Genomic DNA, 26,998 nt, shown 5'->3' with positions numbered 1-26,998 from the left:
ATGGAGAAAGTATTTGGGATACTCATTATCCTAGTAGCAATCCTATCCTCATGCAAAGAGGAGAGTCCGATTGAGTACAAAATTTCTGTCCCTTTTGCCGGAAACGGTTGGATAAATGATGGAGCTACGCCAGCCAATAGAACAAAATTCAATAGAAAGGGAGTATTTAATCTCACAGATAAAGAGAAAGCCATTCGTTTATATTTTCGCACCGAAGCAACAGGAACAATTTTTTTAGGATTGCGCGCAAAGGCCCCAGAAGGAAATGCACAAATTAAATTTTCATTCGAAGGAGAGACACATAATATCACATTAAGAGATACCACATGGCAAGATGTGAATGCAGGTAATTTTAAAATAGACAAACCTGGCTACCACATGGTAGAAATTACAGGAATAAACAAGAAAGGAGACTCCTATGGAGAGTATAAAGACCTTCTACTTGTAGGGGAAGCCACAAACGATTCAATCTATTATGTCAAGAAGAGTTTCTACTGGGGACGTAGAGGCCCATCGGTGCATATGGGGTATTCCGTACCCAAGGAGATTGGAGACGTAGAATATTTCTATAACGAGATCACAGTCCCTAAAAACAATGATGTGATTGGATCTTACTTCATGGCCAATGGATTTGCTGAAGGTTATTTTGGAATTCAGGTAAACTCCTCTTCTGAACGACGCATCCTATTCTCTGTATGGAGCCCATACAACACCAATAACCCCGAAGAAATTCCTAGTGACCAACGCATACAAATGCTAAAAAAAGGAGATGATGTCTACACTGGGAAATTTGGGAGTGAAGGGTCAGGAGGACAAAGTTTCCTGAAATATAACTGGGAAGCACAAACCACATACCGTTTTCTACTGAGAGCAAAACCAACCAAAGAAAACTGTACTGATTACACCGCTTGGTTTATGGACCCAAAAGTAAATAAATGGCAACTCATCGCCTCATTTCGTCGACCAAAAACATCCACCTATATCAAAAGACCTCACTCATTCTTAGAAAACTTTATGGTTCAACAAGGCAATATCCCTCGAACTGTAAACTTTACGAACCAATGGGCGTGCAACACCAAAGGAGAATGGTACGAATTAACAAAAGGCAGATTTACGGCAGATGCAACAGCACATAAAGAAGAACGTTTAGATTATGCTGGGGGCGCTACCAATGGACACTTTTTCCTAAAAAACTGTGGTTTCTTTAGCGATCGTGTAACATTTGACCAAAATTTTGAAAGAGAAGCACAAGGAAACAAACCCCAAATCGACTTCTCCAAACTACCATAACCTAAAAATAGAAATAACTTTAAAAAACAGTGTTTCTACATAAAAATTACTCAATAGTGGATTCACCTCAACCAATAGAGGTGAATCCACTTTTTAAGAACCACCTTAATCTTAATATACATAATAGGAAATCTGTCATAGTACAATATACTTTTCAACCAAACCGTAGAAACAACGGCACTGCCTTGACTAACTGCATCAACAAAAATAAAAACGGAATCTGTCGATAATTTAAAAAATCACGAGAAACTTTCCTCCCACTCACCACCTTTAACATCAAATCACATCAGACAATGGTAGAGAGTTTTATGAGGACAAACAGATAGCCGATAAATTAAATATTGACTTCTATTTTGCACATCCTTACCACTCTTGGGGAAGAGGTACTAATGCAGGGAAATTGCATTTATAACTTGTTGGATATTAGATAGAATTAACAAGTCTGTGAACGAGCGATAAGCTTTTCTCTATATTCATCGACATATATTGCTCTATTTTTCTTCCATTTCAATGTTTTTTTGTTCTCCGTATCCAACTTTAAGATGTTAAGAGCCATTTTACAAAGCATATTCATATTTTCAGCTGCATGATCTTTTTTTCGCTGCTGTTTATCTTCATTGAAGCTTACATCGAGTGTCCAATGAAGATTATTTTCGATTGCCCAATGTGAACGTATAAGTTTATTAAACCTCTCAGCTGTTGTATCTAAAGAGGATATGTAATACCTCACATCACTTCGTTCTTTATTTGTTGAAGATTCTAATGTCTGGGTTGTTATTCTAATTAAACTATGGATACCTCTCCATTTGGTCAACACTGGAGCATCTTCAAAGTCATTTATTACATCACAAATACGAGTTTCAATTCTTCCATGACCAAAGTCTTCTGTTATATTAGAATCACAAACAATATCTGTATTAAACTGAATATCAAGCTCCTCTTTAGTTTTCTTCTGATTGCCTTTTACTTGTAGAATATAGTCACCTTCTTTTTCTAGTATTTTATTTGCAATTTCAGTTTGACAGCCCATTGCATCTGTTGTAACAACCATGCCTTTGATAGTAATAAGATCTAACAATTCTGGAATGGCTGTTATTTCATTACTCTTTTTATTGGTGGTAACCTGTCCTAAACATAAACCATTATCTGAGGCAAAGGCAGAGACAACATGAATTGCATTCTTCTTTGCATTAGCAGATCCCTTAATGGTCTTTCCATCAATACCTATTACTTGATTAGATGTAAGCTTTGTTAAGCTTGAAGACCACTTGATAAAACACTCGTTAAAGAGTGAAGAATCTAAATGTCTAAATACTCGACCAATGGTATCGTGTGATGGAATCCCTGATGCGTACGGATAAAATTTTCTGAGCCAATCGATTTTAAGCTCTCCAAATTGTGCAATATCTTCATTGGTTTTAAAACCACTTAATATAGCTGACAATGAAAGAAATAGAACTTCTATAAGTGGGTACATAAAATTGCCTTTTTGTATTCTTCGAGGATCTTCTAATGGAAGGAAATAAAGAGCAAACTTATTATCATAATTATTTACTATTGCTTCACTCATGTTTTTTTAGAAAGGGACATCTCCCTTGAATAATAATACAGAATGTAAAAGGCAGAATATGCCATAACTAATGTAGCAAAGATAACAATATTTATTAATTACTTAAATGCAATTTCCCTGGGTACTAATGAGAATCTTAACGGTTTAATTCGACAGGATATCCCCAAAGAAAACTCTTTTGAGAACTTGACTCAAGATAACTTTAAATGGATACAGAATAAAATAATAGACCTCGAAAAAGCTTCCATACTACAAGCCTTTTCGAGGTCTATAAAAAGTTAAATTTGGATATAATAGTTACATTTATTGTCTCAATCCACGTTAGATAATCGACATCAAAGTTCTCCAAATTTAGGAATTACATTAATAATAAAACGTTGATTCTTTCTCGAAAACCCTTTCTTTTCGATCGGAAATCTTCCCACACCACCAATTCCATTTCCAGCAATCTGAAATTCAACAAGATTATGGTATTTAGGAGCGTCAAAGTCTATTTTCAAATCATTCTTCCAATATTTATAAAGATAATAAGCTCTTTGATAACTCAACAGATAATTAACATCATCTCGACCAATACGTGAGGCACTTCCTGTTACAACAATTAAATAACTAATATTTTTATAAGAAGCATCATGTTGTTTAAGATAATCTAATCTATCAATAACAACTTTTAATTCACGAGCTGCATCATCAAGCTTATGTTTAATTTTATTAAAATAGATTACATCTTGTTCATCTAATCGAAAACAGCCAGTTCGGAACTGCACATCAAACTTTAATGTGTACCGCTTAAATCGAGAATCATACAAAAAAAGATCTTTTTTATCCTTCAACTTCTCTATATTTTTTTGGACACTCTCGATTATTGCTTTTTCCTTTTTTAAAACAGTTACTTCTTTTTTAATTGTAGTTTGGACACTCTCAATTATTGCTTTTTCCTTTTTTAAAACAGTTACTTCTTTTTTAATTGTAGAGATCTTATCCTTATCATATTTTGTAACAAACACAAAACACATTAACATAAGAAAAAACATTGCCGTCATTAGATCAGAATATCCAATCCAAAAATAATCTTTATTTTTATTCATACACTAAATCTAATCCTTTAGAATCACATCTCTATTATTGTTATAGTCATTATGATCTTTTCCCGAAAACCAATCCAAACTTATCCATAGCCCCTCTGAGTCACTATAAGCTTCATCCAAAACCAATGAATTAAAGCTATAATTGCGAGGACTAAGAAACTCAGCAAAAGCATGCCCACTACCATGAGAATAACCTCCAACTACTCTAGAATTAAGCCCTATTTGTTTTGCTAAAGAAGCCATCAAAATAGCAAAATCATCACAATCACCTGGAAATTTTCCTTTATGACATAATTGTATTGTAACATCCGCAGACCTCCATGTATCTTTATCTACTTCAGGATCATGAATATAATGCCAATGATCTATAATATAATGTCTAATTCCAAAAATCTGTTTAATATTATCACCTGCAATATCTAGGTCAATTAAGATATCTTTTGACAAAACACCAACTCGTCCTCCTGTCTGAATTAAATCTCCAACTAACGGCATTGGTGGGGTTACTCCACTCGGTGATGGCAAGATAACCTTGGGAGTCACCTCCTCACTAATAGTTTGCTTTGGCTCAGGAACCACTTCTGGTTTCAATGCCCTAATACGCTCAGCCTTAAGACGTAATTCAGAGTAACTACTCAGGTTCTTTTTGAGTATAATAATCACACAAAAGTTCCAAACACGTTGTTTTAGTGATGATTGTTAATAATAATAGGCCGTATTGTTGATTACTTTCTGTTATATTATTTTCTAATTTGTCAAGATCAATGAATCTTTGTAATCATGAGAACAATAGATCGTTTAGAACGAGAGAATCAAGCTTTAAAGAAGCAGGTTGAGACATTACTGAAAGAGCTAGACAGAGTGATGTCACGAGTTCAAGCTTTGTCACAAGAGAATACTATGCTTCATGAAAAAGTAAAGGATCTAGAAGACAAACTATCGCATAATCATAAAAACAGTAGTAATAGTAGTTTTCCACCTTCAAGATATTTACATACAGTAAAGAAAAATCAATCACTTCGAAATAAATCCACTAGGAAACCCAGAGGTCAACCCAAACATAAAGGATCGACATTACAACAGAGTGATTTCCCAACAAGCATAGAGTCATATTATCCTCCATCGACGTGTCAGTGTGGTAATACATTAAATCAAGAAGACGCAAGCTTGTTATGCAAACGTCAGGTTTTTGACATACCACCTGTTCTTGAACAAATCTGCACGGAGCATCGTCTTTATGAAAATAGATGCAGTTGTGGTCAACTACACAAAGGTTCTATGCCCTCGAATATAAAAGCACCTGTCCAATACGGTTCTCATTTACGTTCACTAATTGTAAGCTTGTATGTTGAACATTATATCCCTTTAAACCGTATTGGTTCACTAGTGGAAGAGATAACATCATTTAAAATTGGAGATGGGACTATTACTAATATTTTAAATAAAGCCCAAGAGGTGATGACTCCTTTATATGAATCACTTCGTGAATCGATATCCAAATCCAGTGTAGTTGGCTCAGACGAAACAGGTTGCAAGATCAATGGAGGCAAAGGATGGATGTGGGTATGGCAAAATCATGAGGTAACATTCATTACAGCCAATAAGTCTAGAGGGTATAAAGTTGTTGTAGAAAATTTTAAAAAAGGATTTATTAATGCGACCTTAGTCAGTGACTGTTATGCTTCGCAATTAAAAACTCCAGCCAAACATTATCAACTATGTTTAGCACATTTACAACGAGAATTAATCTATATTAAACAACAAACGAATAACAGTTGGGCAGAGGATATTTTGAATATATTCTATAAAGCCATGAAATTAAAGAGAGAATCAGCCAAGAACCAATATCCTTTAAAAGACAAATCAATATTTAAAGAACAGCTTTTATTGCTGTTGAAAAATGACGTGTATGACGATCAGCTAGATGAGATCAAGACATTACGGAGTCGATTAATTAAAAGGATTGATAGTGTGTTTACTTTCTTAGAGTATTACGAAGTTCCTTTTGACAACAATGCATCCGAAAGGTCAATACGTAATATTAAAATAAAACAAAAAGTATCTGCAGATTATCGAACAGAAGAAGGAGCCCAAAGGTATGCCATGTTACGCTCTATTGTTGATACACTTAAAAAACAAGGAAAGAGTGTAGTGAGAATGATTGCTCATTGGTTATCTCAAAACCATCTTAAGGTCAGTTGGCAATAAAATAATTTACACATTATATATTTTCTGAACCTCCATTCTTTAGCGAATGGAGGCTAAACTATAAATGAAGCTGAGTAGTTACAAAATAATTAACAAGTACGCACTCTATATGCACAATTATTATCTCTATAATTATAGCTTAGTTTTATCCCTGAATGCAAGATTTAACCTTACACCGTTGTGACTTCGTAGCTATTTTTAAGTTCCAATAAGCTGTCACATTTTTCAATCTCTTCGATGAGCTCTGCACATCGAAGTTGCATTTGACTGACACTTTTATCAACATCGATATTTCCGGGGAACAGTTTCTTTCCCAAGAAAAATAGGCCACCAGCCCCTAAAAAAAATGTAACAGCCTCTAAAATACCGATACCCAATAGATCAGAACCATTTATAAAAGAGCGTGACTGACCTACATTAAATCCATTTTTACTTGTGCTTTTCACCTTAAGATCTCCTAACAGAAAAGGGTAGCTTATTTTAATATCCTCAACCCATTGGGTTACTTTTGTTTCCAACTCTTTTTCTTTATTTTCTAAATAGTCTACGATGCTTTTAGATACATTCTCTGCATTTTCTTTCTTTACATATCCCATTAAAGAGAACTTTCTCATCTTTTTTTCATACAATGTAGGAAGGTTATTGACAATACCTATCAAGGCATTCTTGTAGTCATCATCAATAATTTTTTTTACACGATCATGAAAAAGCAACAACGACTGTTCTTTTATACTAGCAATTAACTCCTCTTCACCAAATGGTTCTATGACTCGTTTACTCTTACCTAATCCCATAGACTTTTGAACAGCACAAACCGACAACACATGAAGACCAGTCTCTTTTGCAATCCACGATGCCAATTTGCCATCTTTATCTGCATCTGCTTTTGTCAATACAACAATTGGTTGCATCGAGTACTCCTGCTTAATTCTTTGGATAGTTTCAATTTCAACCTTTTCAATACGTCCTCCTGATCCACTAACACAATAGATCACTGCATGCATCCATGTTTTATAGTTTCTCCCCTGGGTTTCAGAGGAGCAGTGTTTTCTAAAATCATCGAACCATTTTACACTATTATTCCCAGGCTCAATTCCCCAAGTATCATGAAAGCAATATTCATCTCCATCGTAATTAATATGATACTTCTCAACACCTCTTTTCGTTTGGGCGGACCCACTTCCTGTCATGGCAACTTCATCTTTTTTAAGATAATTAATAAGACTACTCTTACCAACGCCAGACTTACCTGCCATAAGTATATTTATAGATCCTTTAAGATATTTCTTATATTTATTCTTTACCATATCATCAAAAGTTTTATCAAAATTGTTTAATAAGTACTGTAGCTCATTTTTATTTATCAAACGGTGGTTTTTGCTAATATTAAAGAAGGATTCAAGAAGAGCATCTAATGTAACATGAAGCCTACATATTCCAGATGTCAACTCTTCTAATAAATTTCCTCTTTCTATATAGGCATCTAGAATACCCCTAACGGAAGATTCTATATTCGGTATCACATTCAATTTATATAAATCAAGTAAAAGAGAAACAATATGGTTAGTAAATGACTTTATCAATTGGATATATTCAATTTTTTGTTGTGACTCAACTTCCCCTAGAGGGATAAAGTATAAATTACTAAAAGAATCGCTTGTATTCCTTATCTTTTCTTCCATCTGTTCAACAAACAACTGGACCTCTTTTTGTATAAATAGATGAACTTCAAAAGTTTCTTTTGATTGATACAAATTATAGATTTTATGTAAAGAGAGAGGAATTGTGAGCATCGTATTTTTGAAAATATTACATATTTCGAAAGATGATTTCTTCGCAGTAATCGTACCATCGCTAGTAGTAAAAAAAGGAGAATCACTGCTAGTAAAACAGGTTTCGAATGCACAATTTGAATCTAGTTCCATTAACATATTTGTGATAGAGACCTCATCAATCTGATCACATTTTGTAAAAATTGTATGATTGGGAATAGAAATCTTCTCAAATCGATCATACAACTGTTTATCCAAAGAGAGAACTCTAGCAGTACTAGAATCCAAAATAAACCAAACCATATGTATATGATTTTCATATGATTTCTGATTACACTGTGATATATAATCGAACACCTGAATAATAGACACTTCAGAATCTTTTTGTGTAAAACCAGGATATTCTATAAACTGAACACCATAACCATTCCATTTCTCGACTTCGATGGTACATACACTTATTTTACAACTCTCCTTGACACATTTACTTTGTCCTATAATTCTTTTAATAAGGGTTGATTTTCCCACACCGGAGCCACCAAAGATCAGAATATTAGGTTTGACTCCCACTGTTTTTATAAGGTGTTGTTGGGCCTCATATATGGATGAATTATACATTTTTTTCTATTTATTGGTGTAAAGACTGAAAAAAGTTATCTATCACTAAGTAAGGCCTTATTATAGTGGTTCCATGAATTTCATAGAATAACTCACAATCGATAAATTCCCCCTATAATTTCCTATATCTTAGATAGAAATAAAGACTACAACTTAAGTTTATATTATTTTTAGAAGCTCTTACATAAAGAGTAATCGATACTCTCATGAATAATAATACTTAAAGAGTATCGATTTTAAATGAATGTTTTACTTTTTATTGTATACAGACTTGAATGCTATTGAAAAAATGACCGAAAAATTATTCAAAATATCTTCATACTTCGACTTATCTCCTTTTAATGCACATAGGCACATATCCTCACAAACCATTGACAATGCCTTTCCTATGGCGTAAGTAATCGCAGATGCTACACCTGCATTGATCACACCCCCAGCCACAGTACCCACACCAGGAATTAGTTTTAATATGTTACCTGCCAATGATCGACCCACATTACTTATAATTAAAGAGGAAGATGCTCCTTTTACAAGAGTTAAAACTTCTTGATTATTCAACCCATATGTTTTTAGAATATGTGTAAACATGGCTGTTTGTGCTCCTAAAAGAAGTGGGGCATCCGAAAAAGGTATAGGGCTAACACCAATAGCTGCTGCTCCTGTACTATAACGCAAAATTAATGTATTAGCCAACACTCTTTTACTCTCCAAATCTGACTTCTGTGCTCTTATAAATCCCTCTTTCAACACTTCTGGCAACTGACCTATAGACCATTTTACCACTTTATTATAATCCAAATTTGACTCCTCAACAACAAGATCCTTCTGTGTTGTTATAAAAAAAGGTGGTTCTGAAGTCGTAAAACAATTCTCGAAGGACTCTGATGGATTAAACACCTTTATCATTTCATCCACAGAAGCCTCGTCAATGCCGTCACATTTAGTATAAATGGTGCAACTTGGGATAGAAAGTTTCTTTAGCTTTTCATTTAATTTAAGATCATATTCTAACACCCTATTTGAAGAAGCATCAACCAAATGCCAAATTAGATGTATTTGATTCTCGAAAGAAAGAGAGCTACATTTCTCTACGTACCCAATTGTCTCCCTATAAAAGGTCTCTTCATTCTCTAATTCATAACCTGCAGAATCAAATATATTAACATCTACTTTATCATTGGAAATTCTTTCTATCTTTTGAGTAATAGGAGCCCCTATTCCGGACTTAACGAGTTCTTCTCCAAACACAAGGTTTATTAACGAACTCTTTCCAACTCCCGTACCGCCAACTAGTAATATATTTGGTTTTTGCACCTCTTGATTTATCTTCTCAAACTTTGACTTTATTTCATATGCATACTGTTCTGAATTCATCTCTTCTTTTTTATAGTTTTGACATTATATCTTACACCTATTAGATACCAATTCCTAAGATTTAAGCCCATCTATTCAATAAATACACTAGCTTATAAGATACATTATGTCTAAATTAGCAATTCATTATATAACAAACAATCAAAAAACCAATTTAATCCACTTACTCTCAATGATTTATATTTGACACTATAAACATTTAATAATAAATATCATCAACCAGTCACAAACAACATTACTCTATAAAACTATTTTTCAGACAAATACACAAAACAAACACATATACTTGTAAATTGAATGACAATAAATGAGATAAAGGTCTTTTATAAACAAACAAGTATTTAAATTGTCAAAAAGGATTAAAGTCAACCACTAGTAGCCAGACCTCAGAAAATTTTATGTTTATGTGAAACCTATTTCATTTTGGAACAAATAAATAGGTTATGCTTTTGGGAGAGTTGGTGAGGAAACAAGATAGAAATTTCATTCAATGTGAATTATGCGTAGATTCAATAGCGGATCGAAATCCAACTTTATTTCGAGGCCTCTCATTGAGTGAGTCTTCATTCACTAATAATTTCTAAGTAGTTATCCTCTCAAGGCTTTATTCTTTTCAATCTTGCATTCAAGTCATAAATGCAACGCTATATTGTAAATCTAAGAATGAGCCAATTTACCACTATTTATTTAATTACAATAGAATCATATCGAATTACAAGGCTTGTTCATGAATTATTTATATGAGAAAAGGTCGACTATTCATATTATATTTGGATTTGTAAAAACAGATATAAATTATGGATAACGACCTTTCAAGTGCCGAAATTAGAAGATTTTATGAGAAATTACAAGTCAAATTGGTAGATAATAGGAGTCATGTAGGACTTAAGCACGAATTGGCTTTTGTTATCACTCTTTTTATTATCTCAATTCTGACAAGTTATGGTCATCTAAGTATGAATAAAATTCATCGCAATATGGTTCGTCATTACGAGAAACTATGTATCTGTTTGCATAAAGATATCGACAGTTGTATAAGTCGAGTTCAGTTAACAAGAATCCTATCTGAATTTGATTATGATTCCTTTTTGACAATTTGTGATGAAGTATACTCTTCTACAGAATGGATATCTATTGATGGGAAGGAACTTCGAGGAAGTATAGATTCTAAAAGCAATAAAAAGAGAGGGTTAAGTATTGTTTATTCTATTGGTCATAACACAAATATACAGCAGTTATTAGGCTTTTATGATGGAACAAAAGAGAGTGAAAAGAACATTGTTTATGATCATATTCTTGAGTTGCCAGAGAAGGCAAAGGTAACACTAGATGCAATGCATAATTCAGAAAATCTGTTGTCTAATATTCACCAAAATAGTCGATTCTATTTAACTCAAATAAAGTCCAATCAGCAGAAATTAAAGGATGACTTAGTACATACATCCAATCATATAAAAGTAGATGATGTGATGACAGAAATAGACAAGTCACATGGAAGAATAGACTCTAGGAAGTACGAAATATACCCAATAAATACAGAAATGTTAGATCCTAGATGGTGTAATAGTGGCATATGTAATATGATTAAAGTGACAAGAGAGAGTTATAATGTAAAGAGAGATAAAAGGAGTACAGAAACACGATATTATATCACAAATTATAATGGGAAAATCGATGAAATTGCTGGAGCTATTAGAGGTCATTGGAAAATAGAAATAATGAATCGTATTCGTGATGTTAATTTTGGAGAAGACAAATTAAAGTCTTTAGATCATGGATTGCAAAAATCGATATCCTCTATTATGTTATTTATATGCAGTAAGTTAATGGAAATAAATAGTTACAACAACTTAAATATTTTAAGAGAAGAACTTGTGCACAATACTGATAAAATACACGATGTCTTCGCTGCTTAAATTTCATGAACAAGCCCTGTATCGAATTACCCAAAGTCTCATGAATCTCGAAGCCCTTCGACAAGCTCAGGGACCACCTGTTAAAACACAGAAACGACACCACATGATTATATCAAAACCATGCAAATACGACATTGTAGCTGCAAACCCATGTGTTTGCCCTCCCTGTGACAACATCATCACAATCTAAACAAAATCCCCCAACGAATTGCAACACCACAAATATGATGCGATCATACAACAAATTCCGACATCACATGTCCAGAATAACATATTGTGACAATCGTAGTTCTACCATTAAACCAACACTTTCCATAATAAATACTCCCAATAATATTTCACAAAAAAAAGTGTTACAGTCTCTACTGACTGCAACACTTTTTTTGTTATTCTAATACACACAATCCTATTGAATCGTCACCTTTTTAATGGTATTATTTGCTCGTTTGGTAGGAAGATACATATTCTCAACACTAGCTGGATTCAGGTGATATACTCCCTTGTATCTTGGGAGTAATTTGATATCCAAAGCATACGAACCTATATGCATATCATCATAATAGATAATCACCTCATTCTTGCGATATTCCCGATGACTCTCCCTATAAGAACCTTTATTTTTGTTTACATAAGAACAACCTGCAGGGATAGGAATACGAACCATCATATAAGAGGACTCTTTGTCTATCGACACATGTGCTCGAAGTGTAACCTCTTTTCCTATTTCCAATTTAGACGCAGGAGTAGATACAAATTCAGTGGTTATATTGTAAGCTCCGTTCTGTTTTGTTGGACTCTTTTTCCAATACTTCTGGTAAGAAGTAAGATACACACACCCTTCCCCCTCTTTCTTTATCTGAATTGGGTCATTGGAATGTCTCTTCATCTTAAAAGGGAACTGGTCTACAACAACCTGTTCATCTCCCTGTTGGATTAGAAGCTTGAGCGAATCTTGGTTCGTAACCTCTTTTAGCATATCATTTACCAATGTATGTACTAGTCGGGACGACACATAGGTATTATACCAACATACTCCACCTCTCTTTTCCAAAAAGTAATATCTTAACCTCTCAAGCTCCTCTGGATGTACCGATGCCCTTTTAAATATTTCATAGACACGCAAAGTATTTAAAATATTATTATACGAAATCGAGTAGTATCTATTATCGCCATAGAATACATTATTTCTAATGGTCGTATGTCTATAGCGTTTCAACACCTCAAGATCCACGGGGATACCACACTGTTGTTTCAGGGCGATAATTTCCAGTTTTTGTCCCAAAGTCCATCTCTTATACCCTTCTAACGATGCGATACTTTGTCTATAATCAAGGTCTGCATCTACCTGTTTCAATAGACATAGTATTTCTAATCGTTTGCATGTATCGGGAGTTACATGAAGCTGTTCTTTTAAATAAGGCACCATCTTGTCACGATCGATATCTACCTTAAAGCCCATCTTTTTAGCCTCTTTCAGTGCATATATCACATGGTTACTAAGCCATAGTTTCTCCTCCGATTTGTTCCACCATCCCCAAAGGCCATGTCCGTTTTGATGTCTTTTAAGTCTTCGTATCCACTTTCTTATCAATCTATTATCTCGAAACTTCTGCGCTTTTGCTTGGGCAATCGTTTTACTATCAAGAAGTGCTAAAAGCTTGGATGCGGTCTGCTCATTACATAAAAACGGATATTCATAAAGATATGAAATTTCATTCTCCAGCAGATCCAAATAGTTAGTTTGTCCCTCTATAAAGACATCCCCTTTTTTAGGATCAGAATATAGTTGCATCGTGGTATCATTATCTAAAGCCACAAATTGTCCTTCTACTTTTTCTATTCCCAACGGATACACAGGGATCTCTCTTCTCTCTCCATCACGATATCCTCTTGAGGTATCTATTTGGTAGGTGACACTCAAGGTATCTTTCGGTGCTGATACAACCAGTGTATCTAAAAACAATGACTTACAAGACACCTCACTTCTCTTTTTCTCCACTCCATTCACTTCAAAAGTGGCACAAACATCTAGTGAGTCCAAGCCGTAGTTTTGTACCTTCCCAATGACATAGGTCGAATCTTCTTCAGTCAAAAATTTAGGATAGGCTAGTTGAGACAAAATAGGCTTAAATGAACGAATATCTCCTTCTGCTTGCCCCGATTGTCTCTGGTCTGTCATTGCCACAAAATAGGTTTGCCATTTTGTTATATCATCAGGAAAGGTAACATGAAAGCGGGCAATCCCATCCTTGTCTGTTGTCAAAGAGGGTTCCCAAAAAGCCACATCAGAGAAGTGTCTACGAATATAATCCTCAGTATTTTCATCGATTTCTTCGTCATTGTCTAATCTGATATCCTTAAACTTAGTCTCATTAGTTTGAATAAAAATCGCCCCATTTTCTCCTTTTTCTCCTAATAGTTTAAGTGATTTCTCTCTCTCTAGAATCTCCACACCGGTTACCATCGTTGGGTCTAACGTGGTAATATCCCCAATGAACACCCTATTATTGATAAAGACTAATGGTGGATGCTCTTTATGCTGATTCAGATATGAGATGTATGTTGAAACAATTTTTTTTCTTTCCTCCGCTGTAATTTTTTTATCAAAATCTGCCGGAGGTTGATTAGAATGATAAAACTGTCCTTGAGTATTTTGCCTTGGCATCTCACCAGAGAAGCAATTATCTATACTAACACCATACCTCCGTCTAGAACGAAACAAATTGGGAACAAAATCAATGATATTGTGAACAATTTTATCAAAAACAGTTCTTTCTGATTCTTTCAAATAGATCTTTTTCTTATACTGATCAGATTCATAAGAATGAAATCTATTTTTGCTGACATAATACACCATACTATCTTTTGTATATGGTATCTTATAATACCCATCCTTATTGCTGATACCTCGATAATTTAGTTTGGGCATACTGATTACTGCACCTTCTATTGGGTTCGAATGACGCTTACTAAAAATATACCCATCAAAATATTTATCGGTGGTTGAATCTCTAAACTCTGCAACAGATCGCTTCAGATACACACTATCTTCCTGTAGATTTGGATATACCTTATGAATCACCTCTTTCCTTCGTTTTGTAATCAGAAGGTTATCATCTTGCTTCAGGTCACTTACCTTTAAAAAATTTTCTCCATTGGGATTCACCGAGACTGAATCCACTATCTGACAACAAAAATCTTCATAGAGAAAAACGACTTTATAAAGCCCTTTTTTCATCTTTGTCATGCTATGTGTTTTTCCAGACAAGACTCGTTTAAAGCCAGGATCACCATATTTTGTCCATATAGCAAAGTCTGGAGTTCCTCCTAAAAATGTCAGTTTAAGTCGACAATTTCCTTCGAGTGAACTCTCCCTATCAAAATGAGGATTGCGATATAAGTATGACTCACGATAATCATTTAATTTGGACGAGACCGCTTCTATAAACTGCTTCTCTGTCTTTACTTCGTCCCGAATAACATCATCATAATAAACAGATCCTTCCAGTTTTCTTCTACGTAAGTTCCTATTCAAAGTAGTTCCGAGATCAGACTGATGCAACTCTTTTTGAAAACCATTATACTGTTTATATTGAAAATCTCCTGAAAGAGGTCCAACACAGATCTCTCGATTTGGAGAGTCGTACTGATGAAATAAATAATAATCATCAGGATCTATAAATGGATTGACGACAAACAAGTTCCCATTATTCGCAACATAGGCACATTTATCACTTTGGGGTGGCTTACAAAAGAAAGTGTATGCGTCTAAGAATTTTTGCTCATCTTTAGTCAACCTAGCAGAAGCCTTTTGGATCTGTACATGGTCATAGCTACGTTCGTCATCTAGAGAAAACAGCAATCTTTGATACGGCTTAAAATAGAGACTATCTACCGTAATAAGATGTGTCGCTGTACGGAGCTTTATCTGGTGATACCCACTATCAACACGAAATGAGTATGGTATCTCTTTAACCCAACTCATATAGACTGGTTTTTGATCGACATATACCACATGAACCTTTTTCATCCTCCCTAGGTGCATTACAAAAGGCGAAAACTGGGTAATAGAATCTGTCGGAGTATAGGCTATTTTAAACAATTCGCTTACCGGATGGTAAAAAGAATCTTTAAATATTTCATTTAATCCTATATTTTCACTTAATCTCCATTCTTCATTTTCTTCCAAGTTCCACGTGCTAATTTGATTATTACAGTCATATAATGTTTTTTTATATTGAGGCTCACTATCGATCCATCGATAAGGTCCTAGATAAGGTATATTGGGGGGTACTGATTTAAACTTCGATGTAAATCCATATGCCGAAACATCTACATTCTCAACAGGATTGCCAGCAAAATCAGTTACCTTCACCTCGATAGGAGTAGTTTCTCCTGGATAGATTTTACTTGGTTGATTTACCTTTACATTTAATTGGTTCTCTAATAGCGCAATTGTATATTTTCTATCTTCAATAGCGCCACCCCATAGATACTGAAGATAGACAAAGTAGTTCTCTTTAGAATGAACTCTCTTTCTATATTCTAATTGGGTATCATAACCAGAAGTCACCACACTATCTTTTTCGTAGATACGATAAAGAAAAGGGATCTTATTAGGGTTTTTGACCTCAATTTTTACAGTATCTATGGTTCTACTGGTGAGACACTCAATGGGCTTTGTATTCTCCTTTATATTGTAAAAGTTATAAACAACAGAATCCGTTGCGCCATACGATTGATAGCTTGGATTTAGCTTTAGATGAATTGGGGTCTCTTGGGTTACAACAAAGACAGTATCTTCATAACTATCAACTCCAGAAATCATTGCCTTATGTTTCTGTCGAAGGCCATCTCTTAGAAAGTCTATATAGAGAGAGTCACCGACAACCTCGTAGACAAAATAACCTGGACGCTTTTTCTTCGTAACCAAAGGCTTCTCTTTATAGTGATAGTCTACCTTCAGGTTTTTCACTACCATCTCATTACTAGCATTGAGCATCTTCACTTTAATGTTATACCTGAAGTTCATCTTAGGGAAATTCTTATCCGAAATCTCTATGATCGTTTCTCCTTTGGGCTCTAACCACCTCTCTATATATTGAAGCGTATCAGGAATAAAATCTTTATTTTGATACACATCATAAACCTCCTCCGTAGTTACCGTAATTTGGACTCTTCCATCCAATAGATTTAGCCCGTTCTCATCGGTAGCCTCAACTTTTAGCAGAATCGGCTTTCCTTGACCTTGTTTATTGCGATCCGTCTCGATAGATAACGTAGTCGATTTTAGATCATACTCCTCAAATTTAAAATATCGAGAGATTAGCTCATTTTTACTACTATCCTCAAAAGTGATCTTATAACTACGATCTAACTTCAAACTTAACGAATCATCCAAACAAAATTGAAAAGTATATGCACCATCTCGATATGGCATAACCTCTCCTAACACCTTAGAAAAGGTGTCTTTTAATACAACCTTCAACTTAGAGTTTACTAAACCACCTTTACTATTCAAGATAAACGCCTTCATCTTAAGAGTATCTTGTGGTTTATATTTGGGTTTACTAAAGATTAAATAACCTGATTTATAATACTTAGAATAAACTATATTATTGTTAAAATTCTTATTGTCATACCAAACTCTATCACCTAAAAATTGGGTATTATAACCTACATAGGTAACATATTTATAATCTCTAAACGAAGGGTATTGATCAGGATCAAATGTTAAAAAGAAAGTATTCCCATGATAAAGAACCTCTACATTCTTTTGTTCATCCTTTATTTTAATATTTTGCCCTACATAACATCTTTTATTCTCGTCATAATAAAAAGTTTTTTTGCCCAAGGTGACTTTTGCATCAGAGATATTATCTCCTTTCATATCCACCAATTTGAGAAGCAAAAGCTCCTTATCATTGAAAAAATACGGAATAAAATCTCGAATTGTAAAATATTCACTTTGAAACGCATAATCTTGAAAATAAGCATGAATATAGTGTCCCACCATATTCTTAAATACCTGTGGCTCGTTGCTCCTCTCTTTACAACGTTTTAAAAATTCCTCCTTATATACCGTATCCACTAATGTATGATAAAAAGAGGCATTCACTTTGTTAGAACGAGATTTGCTTTTAAAAAACTTTCTAGCCTCTTTATCTGTAATCTTATAGATTAAATAGCTATCTTTTTCTCTAGATATCCCCATTATTTGTGAAAAGGCGCTTTGCGTCATCATGAACAGCAGAAGCGAAAACAAGAGTCGTACTGTGTTTTTTCTTTTCATATAGATAAATGATATTAATTGTATTAACACATAAAAAATACAGACACCATACATATAATACTCTTAAATAAATATGTGTCTTTATATAAAACCCCTTCGACAAGTGGTCCCTCTACTTCGTCATTATTGGTTATTGAGCCCTTCGACAAGCTCAGGAACCACTTGTCGAGATGCAGCAACCAAATATCGAAAGGCTCAAAACTGATGACCGAAATACTACAACGACTCCACATGATTGTATCAGAACCATACAAATACGACGTAGTAGCTGCAAACCCATGTCTTTGATCTCCTTGCGACAATATTCATCATACCCCAAGATAAAATACTACCACAAATTGCAACGTCACACATGGTGCAACAAACCATCGATGCATCAACTCCTGGGAGATAGGAAGCTCCCGCTTCCGTAAGTAGAATCAGAAACAACCACAAAGCCCTTTGACCGAAAGGTTACTCTACTTCGACAAGCTCAGCAAGCCAGATATCGAGATAAAGTGACCTCTTGTCGATGCACATAAAATTTCATTTTCAGGGGTAATTAATTGAATACAAACACCATAAAAACCATGACCGACAATATATCGTAGAAATTATATCTAAATATGGAGGTTGCAAAATCCTCTAAACCGCTAAATTCATTTAGTAGTTTGAAAGCTTATTTTCATCCCAAAAGTTTTGGGCTTCTTTATTGCCATTATCGATAGATCTCTTCATCCATAATTTGGCTTGGGCTTTGTCTGCTGTCACCCCAAACCCATCATAGGACATCACTCCAATAAAATACTGGGCTTCACCATCTTCTTGATCTGCTGCAAGAGAGAACCATTTAAAAGCCTCTTTGTAATCTTCTTCCACTCCATATCCATAAGCATACATTTTCGCCAAACCTACTTGGCTTCTGGCATCTCCTTGCTTTGCTGAAAGAAAGTACCAATAAAATGCTTCCTTATAATCCTTCTCTACACCAGAACCATGAACATACATCTCTCCCAAACCATATTGGCCTCTTGAATTCCCCTTCTTTGCTGCAAGAGTAAACCAATAAAATGCTTTTTTGAGATCTTTTTGCCCTGTCACGCCATATAGATAGAAACTTCCTAGCTCGCTTTGTGCACTAGCTTCGCCCTGTTCTGCTGCCAGCTTATACCATTTGAATGCTTCGTTAAAATCTTGCTTCACTCCCCAAGCATAGACATAACAGAATCCCAAACGAGCTTGGGCACTGGCATATTCTTGCTTTGCTGCTAGATGAAACCATTTCAAAGCCTCTTTATTATCTTCTTCCACACCATAACCGTACAAATAGCATTCCCCCAAACGATACTGGCCTTCTGCATTTCCTTGTTTAGCTGCTAGATGATACCATCTGATTGCTTCTTTATAGTCTTTTTCTATACCATAGCCATATTGATAAAAATAACCCAAACCACACTCAGCACCTACATGCCCCTGGTTTGCTGCAAGAGAATACCATTTGAATGCTTCTTTGAAATCTTGTGGAACTCCCAAACCATAAGCATGACAGTCTCCCAAACGATATTGTGCATATGCATTCCTTTGCTTTGCTGAAAGATGATACCATTTTATTGCCTCTTTATAATCTTTTTCTACACCATAACCGTAGAAATAACATTCACCCAAACGATACTGGCCTATTGCATATTCTTGCTTTGCTGAAAGATGATACCATTTCAAGGCTTCTTTATTATCTTCTTCTACACCATATCCATATAGATAAAAATCACCCAAACCACACTGAGCATCTGCATTTCCTTGTCTTGCTGCAAGATGATACCACCTGAATGCTTCTTTATAATCTTTTTCTATACCATAGCCATATTGATAAAAATAACCCAAACTGCACTCAGCTTTTGCATACCCCTGTTTTGCTGCAAGGGAATACCATTTCATTGCCTCTTTATAATCCTTTTCTACACCATTACCGTAGAAATAGAAGTCACCCAAACAGCTCTGGGCTCTATAATATCCTTGCTGCGCTGCCAAAAGATACCATTTAAATGCTTCTTTATAATCTTACGAAACCCCTGATCCAGACCGATATAAGTCGCCTAAACAATACTGAGCATTTGCAGCAGCCCCTTGTTTTGCTGCAACAGTATACCATTTTATCGCTTTTGTTAAATCTGTAGACACACCATAACCATAACTGTACATATCTCCTAGATATTTCTGTGCCCCTGCATGTCCCTGTTCTGCTGCGAGACGATACCATTTGAATGCTTCTTTATAGTCTTTTTCGACACTGTGACCCAAAAAAAACATATCACCATAGCAAAACTGTGCATGTGAATCTCCTTGCTTTGCTGAAAGTTGATACCATTTAAATGCTTCCGAATAGTTTCTCACTATCCCTTTGCCCTCATAATATAAGTTTCCCAAACGACACTGGGCCCTTGCATCCCCTTGTTTTGCCGACTTTGAGTACCACTTGAATGCTTCTTTGAAATCCTGTACACCCCCATCACCAAAACAATAAAAATTCCCTAGACATAATTGTGCTTCTTCATCTCCTTGTTCGGCAGAGAGCTTATACCATTTCAATGCTTTGTCAAAATCAAACAAGGTAATCTCTTCATTGCTATAAATCTCACCCAAGAGAAATTGTGCTTCTTGGTCTCCTTTTTCTGCAAGAGGACTTAAAACATCCATTGCTTTAACATACTCTTTACTCTCAATATACTTTTTCCCCTTTTCACATTGAGCATTTACACTAATGATTCCCATAAAAAAGGAGAGAATCACAAAAAGCAAAATTCTTTTCATATTCGTATATAGATTTGAAAGTGACCTAATATAAGATCACTAATTGTTGGATTTTAAAACTATTTATTGCGTAATAAAATGGATCTAAGGGAGCACTCTATAGAATAGTATCCAATTATTCGTATTATAAAGACAGATATAATAAAAGCTATTTCTATACATTGCTTCCATGGAATATTCTTTTAGATCTATTTCATGCCTGCAATATAGAACGCCACTGTGCAGTGTACTTGCAATACAAAAATAAACATAATTATTTATTAATACTATAACCATTTTGAATTGCACGAAGTCTCATGTAACCACGAAGCCCATCGATATTTAGGTTGCTGAGCCTGTCGAAGTACAGGGACCACTTGTCAAAGCACAAGTACAGCCGATCAAACCACCAATTTAATGTCAAATCACCACCTATTAAATTTATAACAAACAATTCAATTTAATAATTATTTACTTTTAACAATTAAGCATTAATAACATCAAAATAAAGCAGTTCACAAAAAACAAAGAACCATTGACTCATAAAAAGCCATTCAAAATCAATAATATTCAAAATAGGTTCAGTGATTGCCAAAACAGATGAAAAGAAGATGGACAATACCACCAACAATCCACACAATATATTCACAATCTGACTCATCCAATTCATCACTATATTTAGCCATTGAAAACATCCATACAAAGACACTATCTAGACTAAATAAAAAAAGCAAAAATGAGAGAGTATATATTAAGGGTATATATAGCAAACAAGAAAATTTATTTAGAATCACTCATTATGAATCTATTTCCGTATCTCATTTTTCTTATAGGTTTTAGTCGTAGCGTAACTTCATAGTGACAATACTGTAGTATGCTGTTCAGCATCAATTTTGACCGCCCGACATAAGTTTCGTTTAAACGTAAGAAATATCACAAAATCAGTTACAAAACCACGAAGTCGCAAAGGCACAAAGATTATATCCACAGATACACAAAGATTAAACTGATCCTCACAGATTTCTTTTGATTAAACATGTTACCATAAATAATAATCACAAAACATCGATTTATCAGAACCATGCAAATACGACATTGTAGCGGCAAACCCATGTGTTTGCCCTCCTTGCAACATTATTCATCACAACCATAAATGTTGCATCCAACCTTCGATGCTGCAACACCTGGGAGATAGGAAGCTCCTGCTTCCGCCTGTTGCATCAACATATTGAATACGATTGACATGACGTGTATTGCACAAAGTCTCGTGCAATCTCGAAACTCTTCAACATTATTCATCACAAACCCCTTCGACAAGCTCAGAGACCACCTCTCGAAGCTCAGAGACCAATTAAGGCCACAGATACACAAAGGTTAAACAGATACACAAAGATTAAACTGATCCTCACAGATTTCTTTTGATTAAACATGTTACCATAAATAATAATCACAAAACATCGATTTATCAGAACCATGCAAATACGACATTGTAGCGGCAAACCCATGTGTTTGCCCTCCTTGCAACATTATTTATCAAAACCATGCAAATACGACATTGTAGCTACAAACCCATGTGTTTGCCCTCCTTGAGACAATATCATTTGCTCATCTCATACCACAATAATGATAAACCCAATTGCAACACCCACAAATATCGCAACAACATGGTTGACACATCATGGCAAACACATGGGTTTGCAGCTACCATACAACATATTGTCGCAATAAATTCCATCGTCAATAGATATTGCAACCAACCGTAGAGACAACGGCACGGTCTTGTCTCATATCACACAATACAGCAACACCAAATAATGAAACTACATGGGGCACACACATTGAAGCAGCGCTAACATTTCCCCCTGATGTTTGTTTTCCAATAGCTTAACTTAAATTAATTTCCACACAATCATGAAACAAATAATACAAAACCAAAGTAAAAACAGAAAACAACATGCTATCAATCAAGAAACAGCCAAGAAGTTGTATCTGCAAGCAATCCTTCGAGCCGATCAGCACTTCCATAGAAGACTCGTTACCGCCACAGGTTGCCCAAAACCATTACTAAAAAAAAGACCATCCCTTCTATTATTACAACTAGAGAAAGCGATCGAAAACATAGAGAACCCTCTCTACCACTACTACCATCATACGATGACAGAGCCCTTCTGCATTCTCCACTGTCGTTTCCTTTTCAACGCACCCATCGAACAGAAAAGCTTTAGCCAGTTTGTATACATCGAGACCTTGACTCAACACTGCAAAGAGTATGCTCCGCAACTACCATCCCAATCCTCATGTAACAAATTTGCACAACTACAAACAATCTCTGAGTTGACCTACGAGGAGAAATATCACCATCTCACCACACCGTTACTACTACTCAAATTCACCTTGTTGATATGCCCTTCCTGCTACAACCTTCAAGAGATCGAGACATCGGTCTTCGAAGAGATAGACAAGTTCTACTACACATCCCAAAGTCCCTATATCACCGTGGAAAACATAAACAAAAAACTAAGAACTCAATTTGATCTCTTTATAAGATACCACTATGATCACGCCATAGAGACACTACAAAACTACGACAAGAAGACGATCCAATGGATGATCACAGAATTTCGCACACTCACAAGTATTGCACAAACTCGTTGTCATAATCAATGCGACAACAACTTCTGTCTAGGACTGAACAACCTTCTCGAGGTATTAAAAGAAAAACATCACCAAAAACGCAAAGAGATCAAAAAGCATCAACATTTGATTCAAAACAGGAACCTAGAACAACACATCTATGCAAAATCAAATACTACCATCAACGACCTCGAATACTACCGTCAAACAGAGGCTCCTTTCTATATCAAAAGAGCTATCGATATCCAAACCATGGTGACCATTCAGAAAAAACTCCATCACCTCGGATTATGCCAAGCAACCGTCTCTGAACTACGCAACCTATTCAATGGAACACCGCTTACCCACCCTATTCTTTGGACTGGGAAACTAAACGCGCTAAGAACTTTTATTCTTGAAATAAAAAAATTAGAAGGAGTAGAATACCAAAAAAGAAACTTTTGGGAGAAAGTAAGCATACTCTTTCGGATGGATGGAAACAAATTGATCAATACCAAGAAGATTGTTAAATGCCGACAATCTACGCTTCAATCCAAAATAATGAATATCGTTACACTTCTCGACACCCCCATTTTTCATAGCAAATAAAAAGACGAGTGATAACACAAAAGGCGAGTGATAAAAAATTTTATCGCTCGTCTTTTATCTTTTTAAAAACCAACAATACCTCCCATACAACATGGCTCATTCCTAATTGTAAAAAAAACTTAAAAGACGAGTGATAAAAAAAAACATTAGAAAAATATTTTACCCCAAACTACCTTTGATCCAAAACCAAAACCCATCATCATGAAAGAGTTAGAATCCCAAAAGAAGAAACACCAAAGCACAAATTGGAATCAATCGAAAGAAGCACCAACACAGGGACTCCATACAGAAAAAAGTATCGACAAAACAGCAACAGAACCAACCAAAAAACAACAAATCCTTCAACTGCTTCATACCATCGTACACCACACACAGGCTCTCGTTCAAGAGTTAGAGAAGCTAATCAAAAGGCAACCCACACAAAAGAACCATAGCCAATGGCTCGACACACCAGAGGTAGTCAACCAACTACATGTATCAGCCAGAACCATACAAAGGTATCGATCCAAAGGCATCCTTCCTTACACCAAGATAGAGGGAAAGATATACTACAAACAAGAAGAGATAGAGAAGATATTAGAAAACAGATATCGTAGAATACAGAAGTAAAAACCGTGAAACATTGCTGGTAGCGATGAGATTCGACGGCCATAGTAGGATTTCGACTCCTACCCTCAAGCGCAGGATAGAGTGGGGTGAAAAGGGCGCCCCCGTTGCACCAAAAAAATAGGCTAATCCCCTAGGTAGCATCCAACTTCTCCTTTGGAACGGCCCAAAAGCATCCAGGCTCACCGCAATAGACGGACATACTTCAAACAAAGAGAAACATGAAAAAACTAAAAGTCATGAAAAAAGAACAAATGATATATCTCGCCATCATCGAAAAGTGTCATCAGAAAAAAGTACTTCCTGCACTTCAGCTCTATATATTGCTAGAAAAAAGAGAAGAGGTGAACTTCAACACACGCAAAATACTCCAACTAAGCCATCAACTGATGATCTCCATTACCACGCTCTATCGTCGCATCCACATCTTGCAAAAACTAGGCTTTATCACCCCTATAAACAAGAGTCCAAACTACTATCACATCCACAACCAGAAACATATTCTCATACACCACCAACTACGTTTTCGTAGCACCAAACTGGTATGGGAACACGAATACAACATCCTCCATTTCCAGACGATAGCCATCACCGCCATGCTATTTCATGTCGCATTCAAAGAACGACTACAGATCAAACATCTTCAAACAAAAAAGATCCGAGATGAGATACAGAAGCACACCATCTACACAAGGGAAGGGGAAAGAATCATCAAGCAGGGCCCCTACCAACTACCGAGCCACTACTACAGCAAATCGCTCCATATCTCCTCCGCGCAATACTATCGCTATCGCAAAGAGGCCGAACGCAAAGGACTACTGCAAGTAACACAACAGAAGCACGTCACCGACCTACTACCATGGGAAGTCAACCATCTCACGAAATACGACTCCAGCCACCTAGCCATGCAAAACAACCAGGTAGTGCGCTACGAAAGTGCTACCATATACTATAACTTAATACTTATACCATGAATAAAATGAGAACCATTCGCAAGATCATCCTACACTGTTCCGACAGCGACCTATCCCAACACGACAACGTAGAGACCATACGAAGCTGGCATCTAGCACGAGGATGGAAAGACATCGGATACCATTTTGTAATCACCAAAGAGGGAAGGATACGATGGGGACGAGCACTAGGGATGTATGGAGCACACTGCTCTGGAAACAACAAAGACTCCATAGGCATCTGCCTCACTGGACGACATCACTTCTCCAAAGCCCAGTTCAATAGCCTACGCATGCTCCTTATCAAGCTCATGCGCGACTATCAACTACCCAAAACAAAGATCTATGGACACAACCACTTCAACAAATACAAAAGTTGTCCCAACTTCGATGTAGAAGAGGTACTCCAAACCATATCATAAACCAAACGGGGGCAGAAAACTGTCCCCTAAAATCCCAACCATATGAACCCATTAAAAAAGAGTGAAAAAAGAGATCATACCGCCATGTCACAAACCATACAACTACACCCTCATACAAAAGAGAATAAAGACAATCTAGCGCATTTTAGCAAAGCACCCTATCAAGTACACCTCCAACCGCAGAAAACCTCTAAGAAGTCCTCTAAACGCAAATTAGCATCCTTTCTAAGGAGAGGAACCACAACCCTTTACAAAAAACTCATCCAATCATTAAGCCCAAGCAAAATACAGAACCATCTCATGAAAAATGCCAAACACATCACCAAGACCGCAAGACACATTACCAATAAGATCATCAACAACACCGCCACAGCCGACAAGCAAGATGCACGCAACCATAACCAGCAAAACAGCGATCCCAACCGAGGCTTCCTCGACCGCAACATTCACGAGATCGTCATCCTGATCATCCTCTTCACCTGTCTCTTCGGCCACAAACTCAGCATCCCAACCACCACCCTCAACAAATTCACCGAATACCTCGCCTACGCCATGTGCTTCCTCTTCGGTCGCCAACGCAAAAGCTAACACCAAATCTCTAATAAGCCCCTTCTTCAAATCAAAGAGGGGGTTCTGCATACCATCTCACACCAAACACTAAAAAGCCACAAGTTAGAAAACAGAACTAGAACTGGTAGAAGTAAGATTTACGCACTCAACGAGTCGTCTAATCCAACAGTGAATTTTTTTAGAATCTAAGAATCAAAATAAGAGTCCATTTGTAAGATTATTACTTGCTACTGAACTCTTTATTACACCCCCAATAAATCAAATGAAACCCCAATATAGATAAAATCGTAAACCACCTTACCCCATTAAAAAAACCAACTTGCCCAACTGT

18 protein-coding genes are annotated in these 26,998 nt (G+C 35.8%); 7 read left to right on the top strand and 11 right to left on the bottom strand.

The features are described 5' to 3' along the window. Positions 1 to 1,290: a DUF3472 domain-containing protein gene (locus tag K4L44_05445; GenBank protein ID QZE15278.1), complete on the top strand. Its 1,290-nt coding sequence runs from the start codon at positions 1 to 3 to the stop codon at positions 1,288 to 1,290. Between the two features lie 433 nt (positions 1,291 to 1,723). On the opposite strand, the gene K4L44_05440 is transcribed toward K4L44_05445, so the two are convergent. From K4L44_05440 to K4L44_05430, 3 genes are all read right to left on the bottom strand, one after another. Further along, positions 1,724 to 2,860 carry an ISAs1 family transposase gene (locus K4L44_05440; protein QZE15277.1) on the bottom strand — a complete coding sequence of 379 codons (1,137 nt, stop codon included), beginning with the start codon at positions 2,858 to 2,860 and terminating at the stop codon, positions 1,724 to 1,726. Positions 2,861 to 3,195: 335 nt separating this feature from the next. Then, complete coding sequence (locus K4L44_05435) at positions 3,196 to 3,948, bottom strand: hypothetical protein (GenBank protein QZE15276.1); 753 nt, start codon at positions 3,946 to 3,948, stop codon at positions 3,196 to 3,198. A gap of 9 nt (positions 3,949 to 3,957) precedes the next feature. Further along, the gene (locus K4L44_05430; GenBank protein ID QZE15275.1) at positions 3,958 to 4,611 is read right to left on the bottom strand and encodes a transglutaminase family protein; all 654 of its coding nucleotides are present in this window, start codon (positions 4,609 to 4,611) and stop codon (positions 3,958 to 3,960) included. 117 nt (positions 4,612 to 4,728) lie between these two features. On the opposite strand from K4L44_05430, the gene K4L44_05425 reads away from it, so the two are divergent. Next, entirely contained in the window at positions 4,729 to 6,156 is a 1,428-nt protein-coding gene (locus K4L44_05425) for an IS66 family transposase (GenBank protein QZE15274.1), read from the top strand. A gap of 170 nt (positions 6,157 to 6,326) precedes the next feature. Here K4L44_05425 and K4L44_05420 read toward each other — a convergent pair whose 3' ends face one another. Next, the gene (locus K4L44_05420) at positions 6,327 to 8,546 is read right to left on the bottom strand and encodes a GTPase domain-containing protein (protein ID QZE15273.1); all 2,220 of its coding nucleotides are present in this window, start codon (positions 8,544 to 8,546) and stop codon (positions 6,327 to 6,329) included. A gap of 249 nt (positions 8,547 to 8,795) precedes the next feature. After that, positions 8,796 to 9,920 carry a 50S ribosome-binding GTPase gene (locus K4L44_05415; protein QZE15272.1) on the bottom strand — a complete coding sequence of 375 codons (1,125 nt, stop codon included), beginning with the start codon at positions 9,918 to 9,920 and terminating at the stop codon, positions 8,796 to 8,798. A gap of 797 nt (positions 9,921 to 10,717) precedes the next feature. On the opposite strand from K4L44_05415, the gene K4L44_05410 reads away from it, so the two are divergent. Beyond that, a complete protein-coding gene (locus tag K4L44_05410) occupies positions 10,718 to 11,836 on the top strand; it encodes an ISAs1 family transposase (GenBank protein ID QZE15271.1) in 1,119 nt (372 codons plus the stop codon). A gap of 406 nt (positions 11,837 to 12,242) precedes the next feature. Here the strand turns inward: K4L44_05410 and K4L44_05405 are convergent, their stop codons facing one another. The 5 genes from K4L44_05405 to K4L44_05385 all read right to left on the bottom strand — a co-directional run bounded on the left by K4L44_05405 (position 12,243) and on the right by K4L44_05385 (position 22,193). After that, entirely contained in the window at positions 12,243 to 18,128 is a 5,886-nt protein-coding gene (locus K4L44_05405; GenBank protein QZE15270.1) for a hypothetical protein, read from the bottom strand. A 642-nt stretch (positions 18,129 to 18,770) separates the two neighbouring features. Beyond that, positions 18,771 to 20,135 (bottom strand): sel1 repeat family protein, encoded by a 1,365-nt coding sequence (locus K4L44_05400; GenBank protein QZE15269.1) that lies wholly within the window; start codon positions 20,133 to 20,135, stop codon positions 18,771 to 18,773. Between the two features lie 30 nt (positions 20,136 to 20,165). Further along, positions 20,166 to 20,915 (bottom strand): sel1 repeat family protein, encoded by a 750-nt coding sequence (locus tag K4L44_05395; GenBank protein QZE15268.1) that lies wholly within the window; start codon positions 20,913 to 20,915, stop codon positions 20,166 to 20,168. A 463-nt stretch (positions 20,916 to 21,378) separates the two neighbouring features. Then, entirely contained in the window at positions 21,379 to 21,564 is a 186-nt protein-coding gene (locus K4L44_05390; protein QZE15267.1) for a hypothetical protein, read from the bottom strand. A 464-nt stretch (positions 21,565 to 22,028) separates the two neighbouring features. Beyond that, the gene (locus K4L44_05385) at positions 22,029 to 22,193 is read right to left on the bottom strand and encodes a hypothetical protein (GenBank protein QZE15266.1); all 165 of its coding nucleotides are present in this window, start codon (positions 22,191 to 22,193) and stop codon (positions 22,029 to 22,031) included. A gap of 612 nt (positions 22,194 to 22,805) precedes the next feature. Between K4L44_05385 and K4L44_05380 the strand changes: the two genes are divergently transcribed. The 4 genes from K4L44_05380 (at position 22,806) to K4L44_05365 (ending at position 26,097) form a co-directional block, all read left to right on the top strand. After that, positions 22,806 to 24,116: a hypothetical protein gene (locus K4L44_05380; protein QZE15265.1), complete on the top strand. Its 1,311-nt coding sequence runs from the start codon at positions 22,806 to 22,808 to the stop codon at positions 24,114 to 24,116. A 201-nt stretch (positions 24,117 to 24,317) separates the two neighbouring features. Beyond that, positions 24,318 to 24,725, top strand: a complete 408-nt coding sequence (locus K4L44_05375) for a helix-turn-helix domain-containing protein (GenBank protein ID QZE15264.1) — start codon at positions 24,318 to 24,320, stop codon at positions 24,723 to 24,725. A 251-nt stretch (positions 24,726 to 24,976) separates the two neighbouring features. Then, positions 24,977 to 25,696 carry a hypothetical protein gene (locus K4L44_05370; protein ID QZE15263.1) on the top strand — a complete coding sequence of 240 codons (720 nt, stop codon included), beginning with the start codon at positions 24,977 to 24,979 and terminating at the stop codon, positions 25,694 to 25,696. Continuing rightward, positions 25,693 to 26,097 (top strand): N-acetylmuramoyl-L-alanine amidase, encoded by a 405-nt coding sequence (locus tag K4L44_05365; GenBank protein QZE15262.1) that lies wholly within the window; start codon positions 25,693 to 25,695, stop codon positions 26,095 to 26,097. Before K4L44_05370 ends, K4L44_05365 begins: the two co-directional genes overlap by 4 nt. A 270-nt stretch (positions 26,098 to 26,367) precedes the next feature. Here the strand turns inward: K4L44_05365 and K4L44_05360 are convergent, their stop codons facing one another. Beyond that, positions 26,368 to 26,715, bottom strand: a complete 348-nt coding sequence (locus K4L44_05360; protein ID QZE15261.1) for a hypothetical protein — start codon at positions 26,713 to 26,715, stop codon at positions 26,368 to 26,370. Positions 26,716 to 26,998: the final 283 nt, after the last annotated feature.

It is taken from the genome of Prolixibacteraceae bacterium (genome assembly GCA_019720755.1).
Lineage (GTDB): Bacteria > Bacteroidota > Bacteroidia > Bacteroidales > Prolixibacteraceae > Halosquirtibacter > Halosquirtibacter laminarini.
Note: the sequence above shows the minus strand (reverse complement) of the source record. Positions and strands in the feature narration are given on the sequence as shown.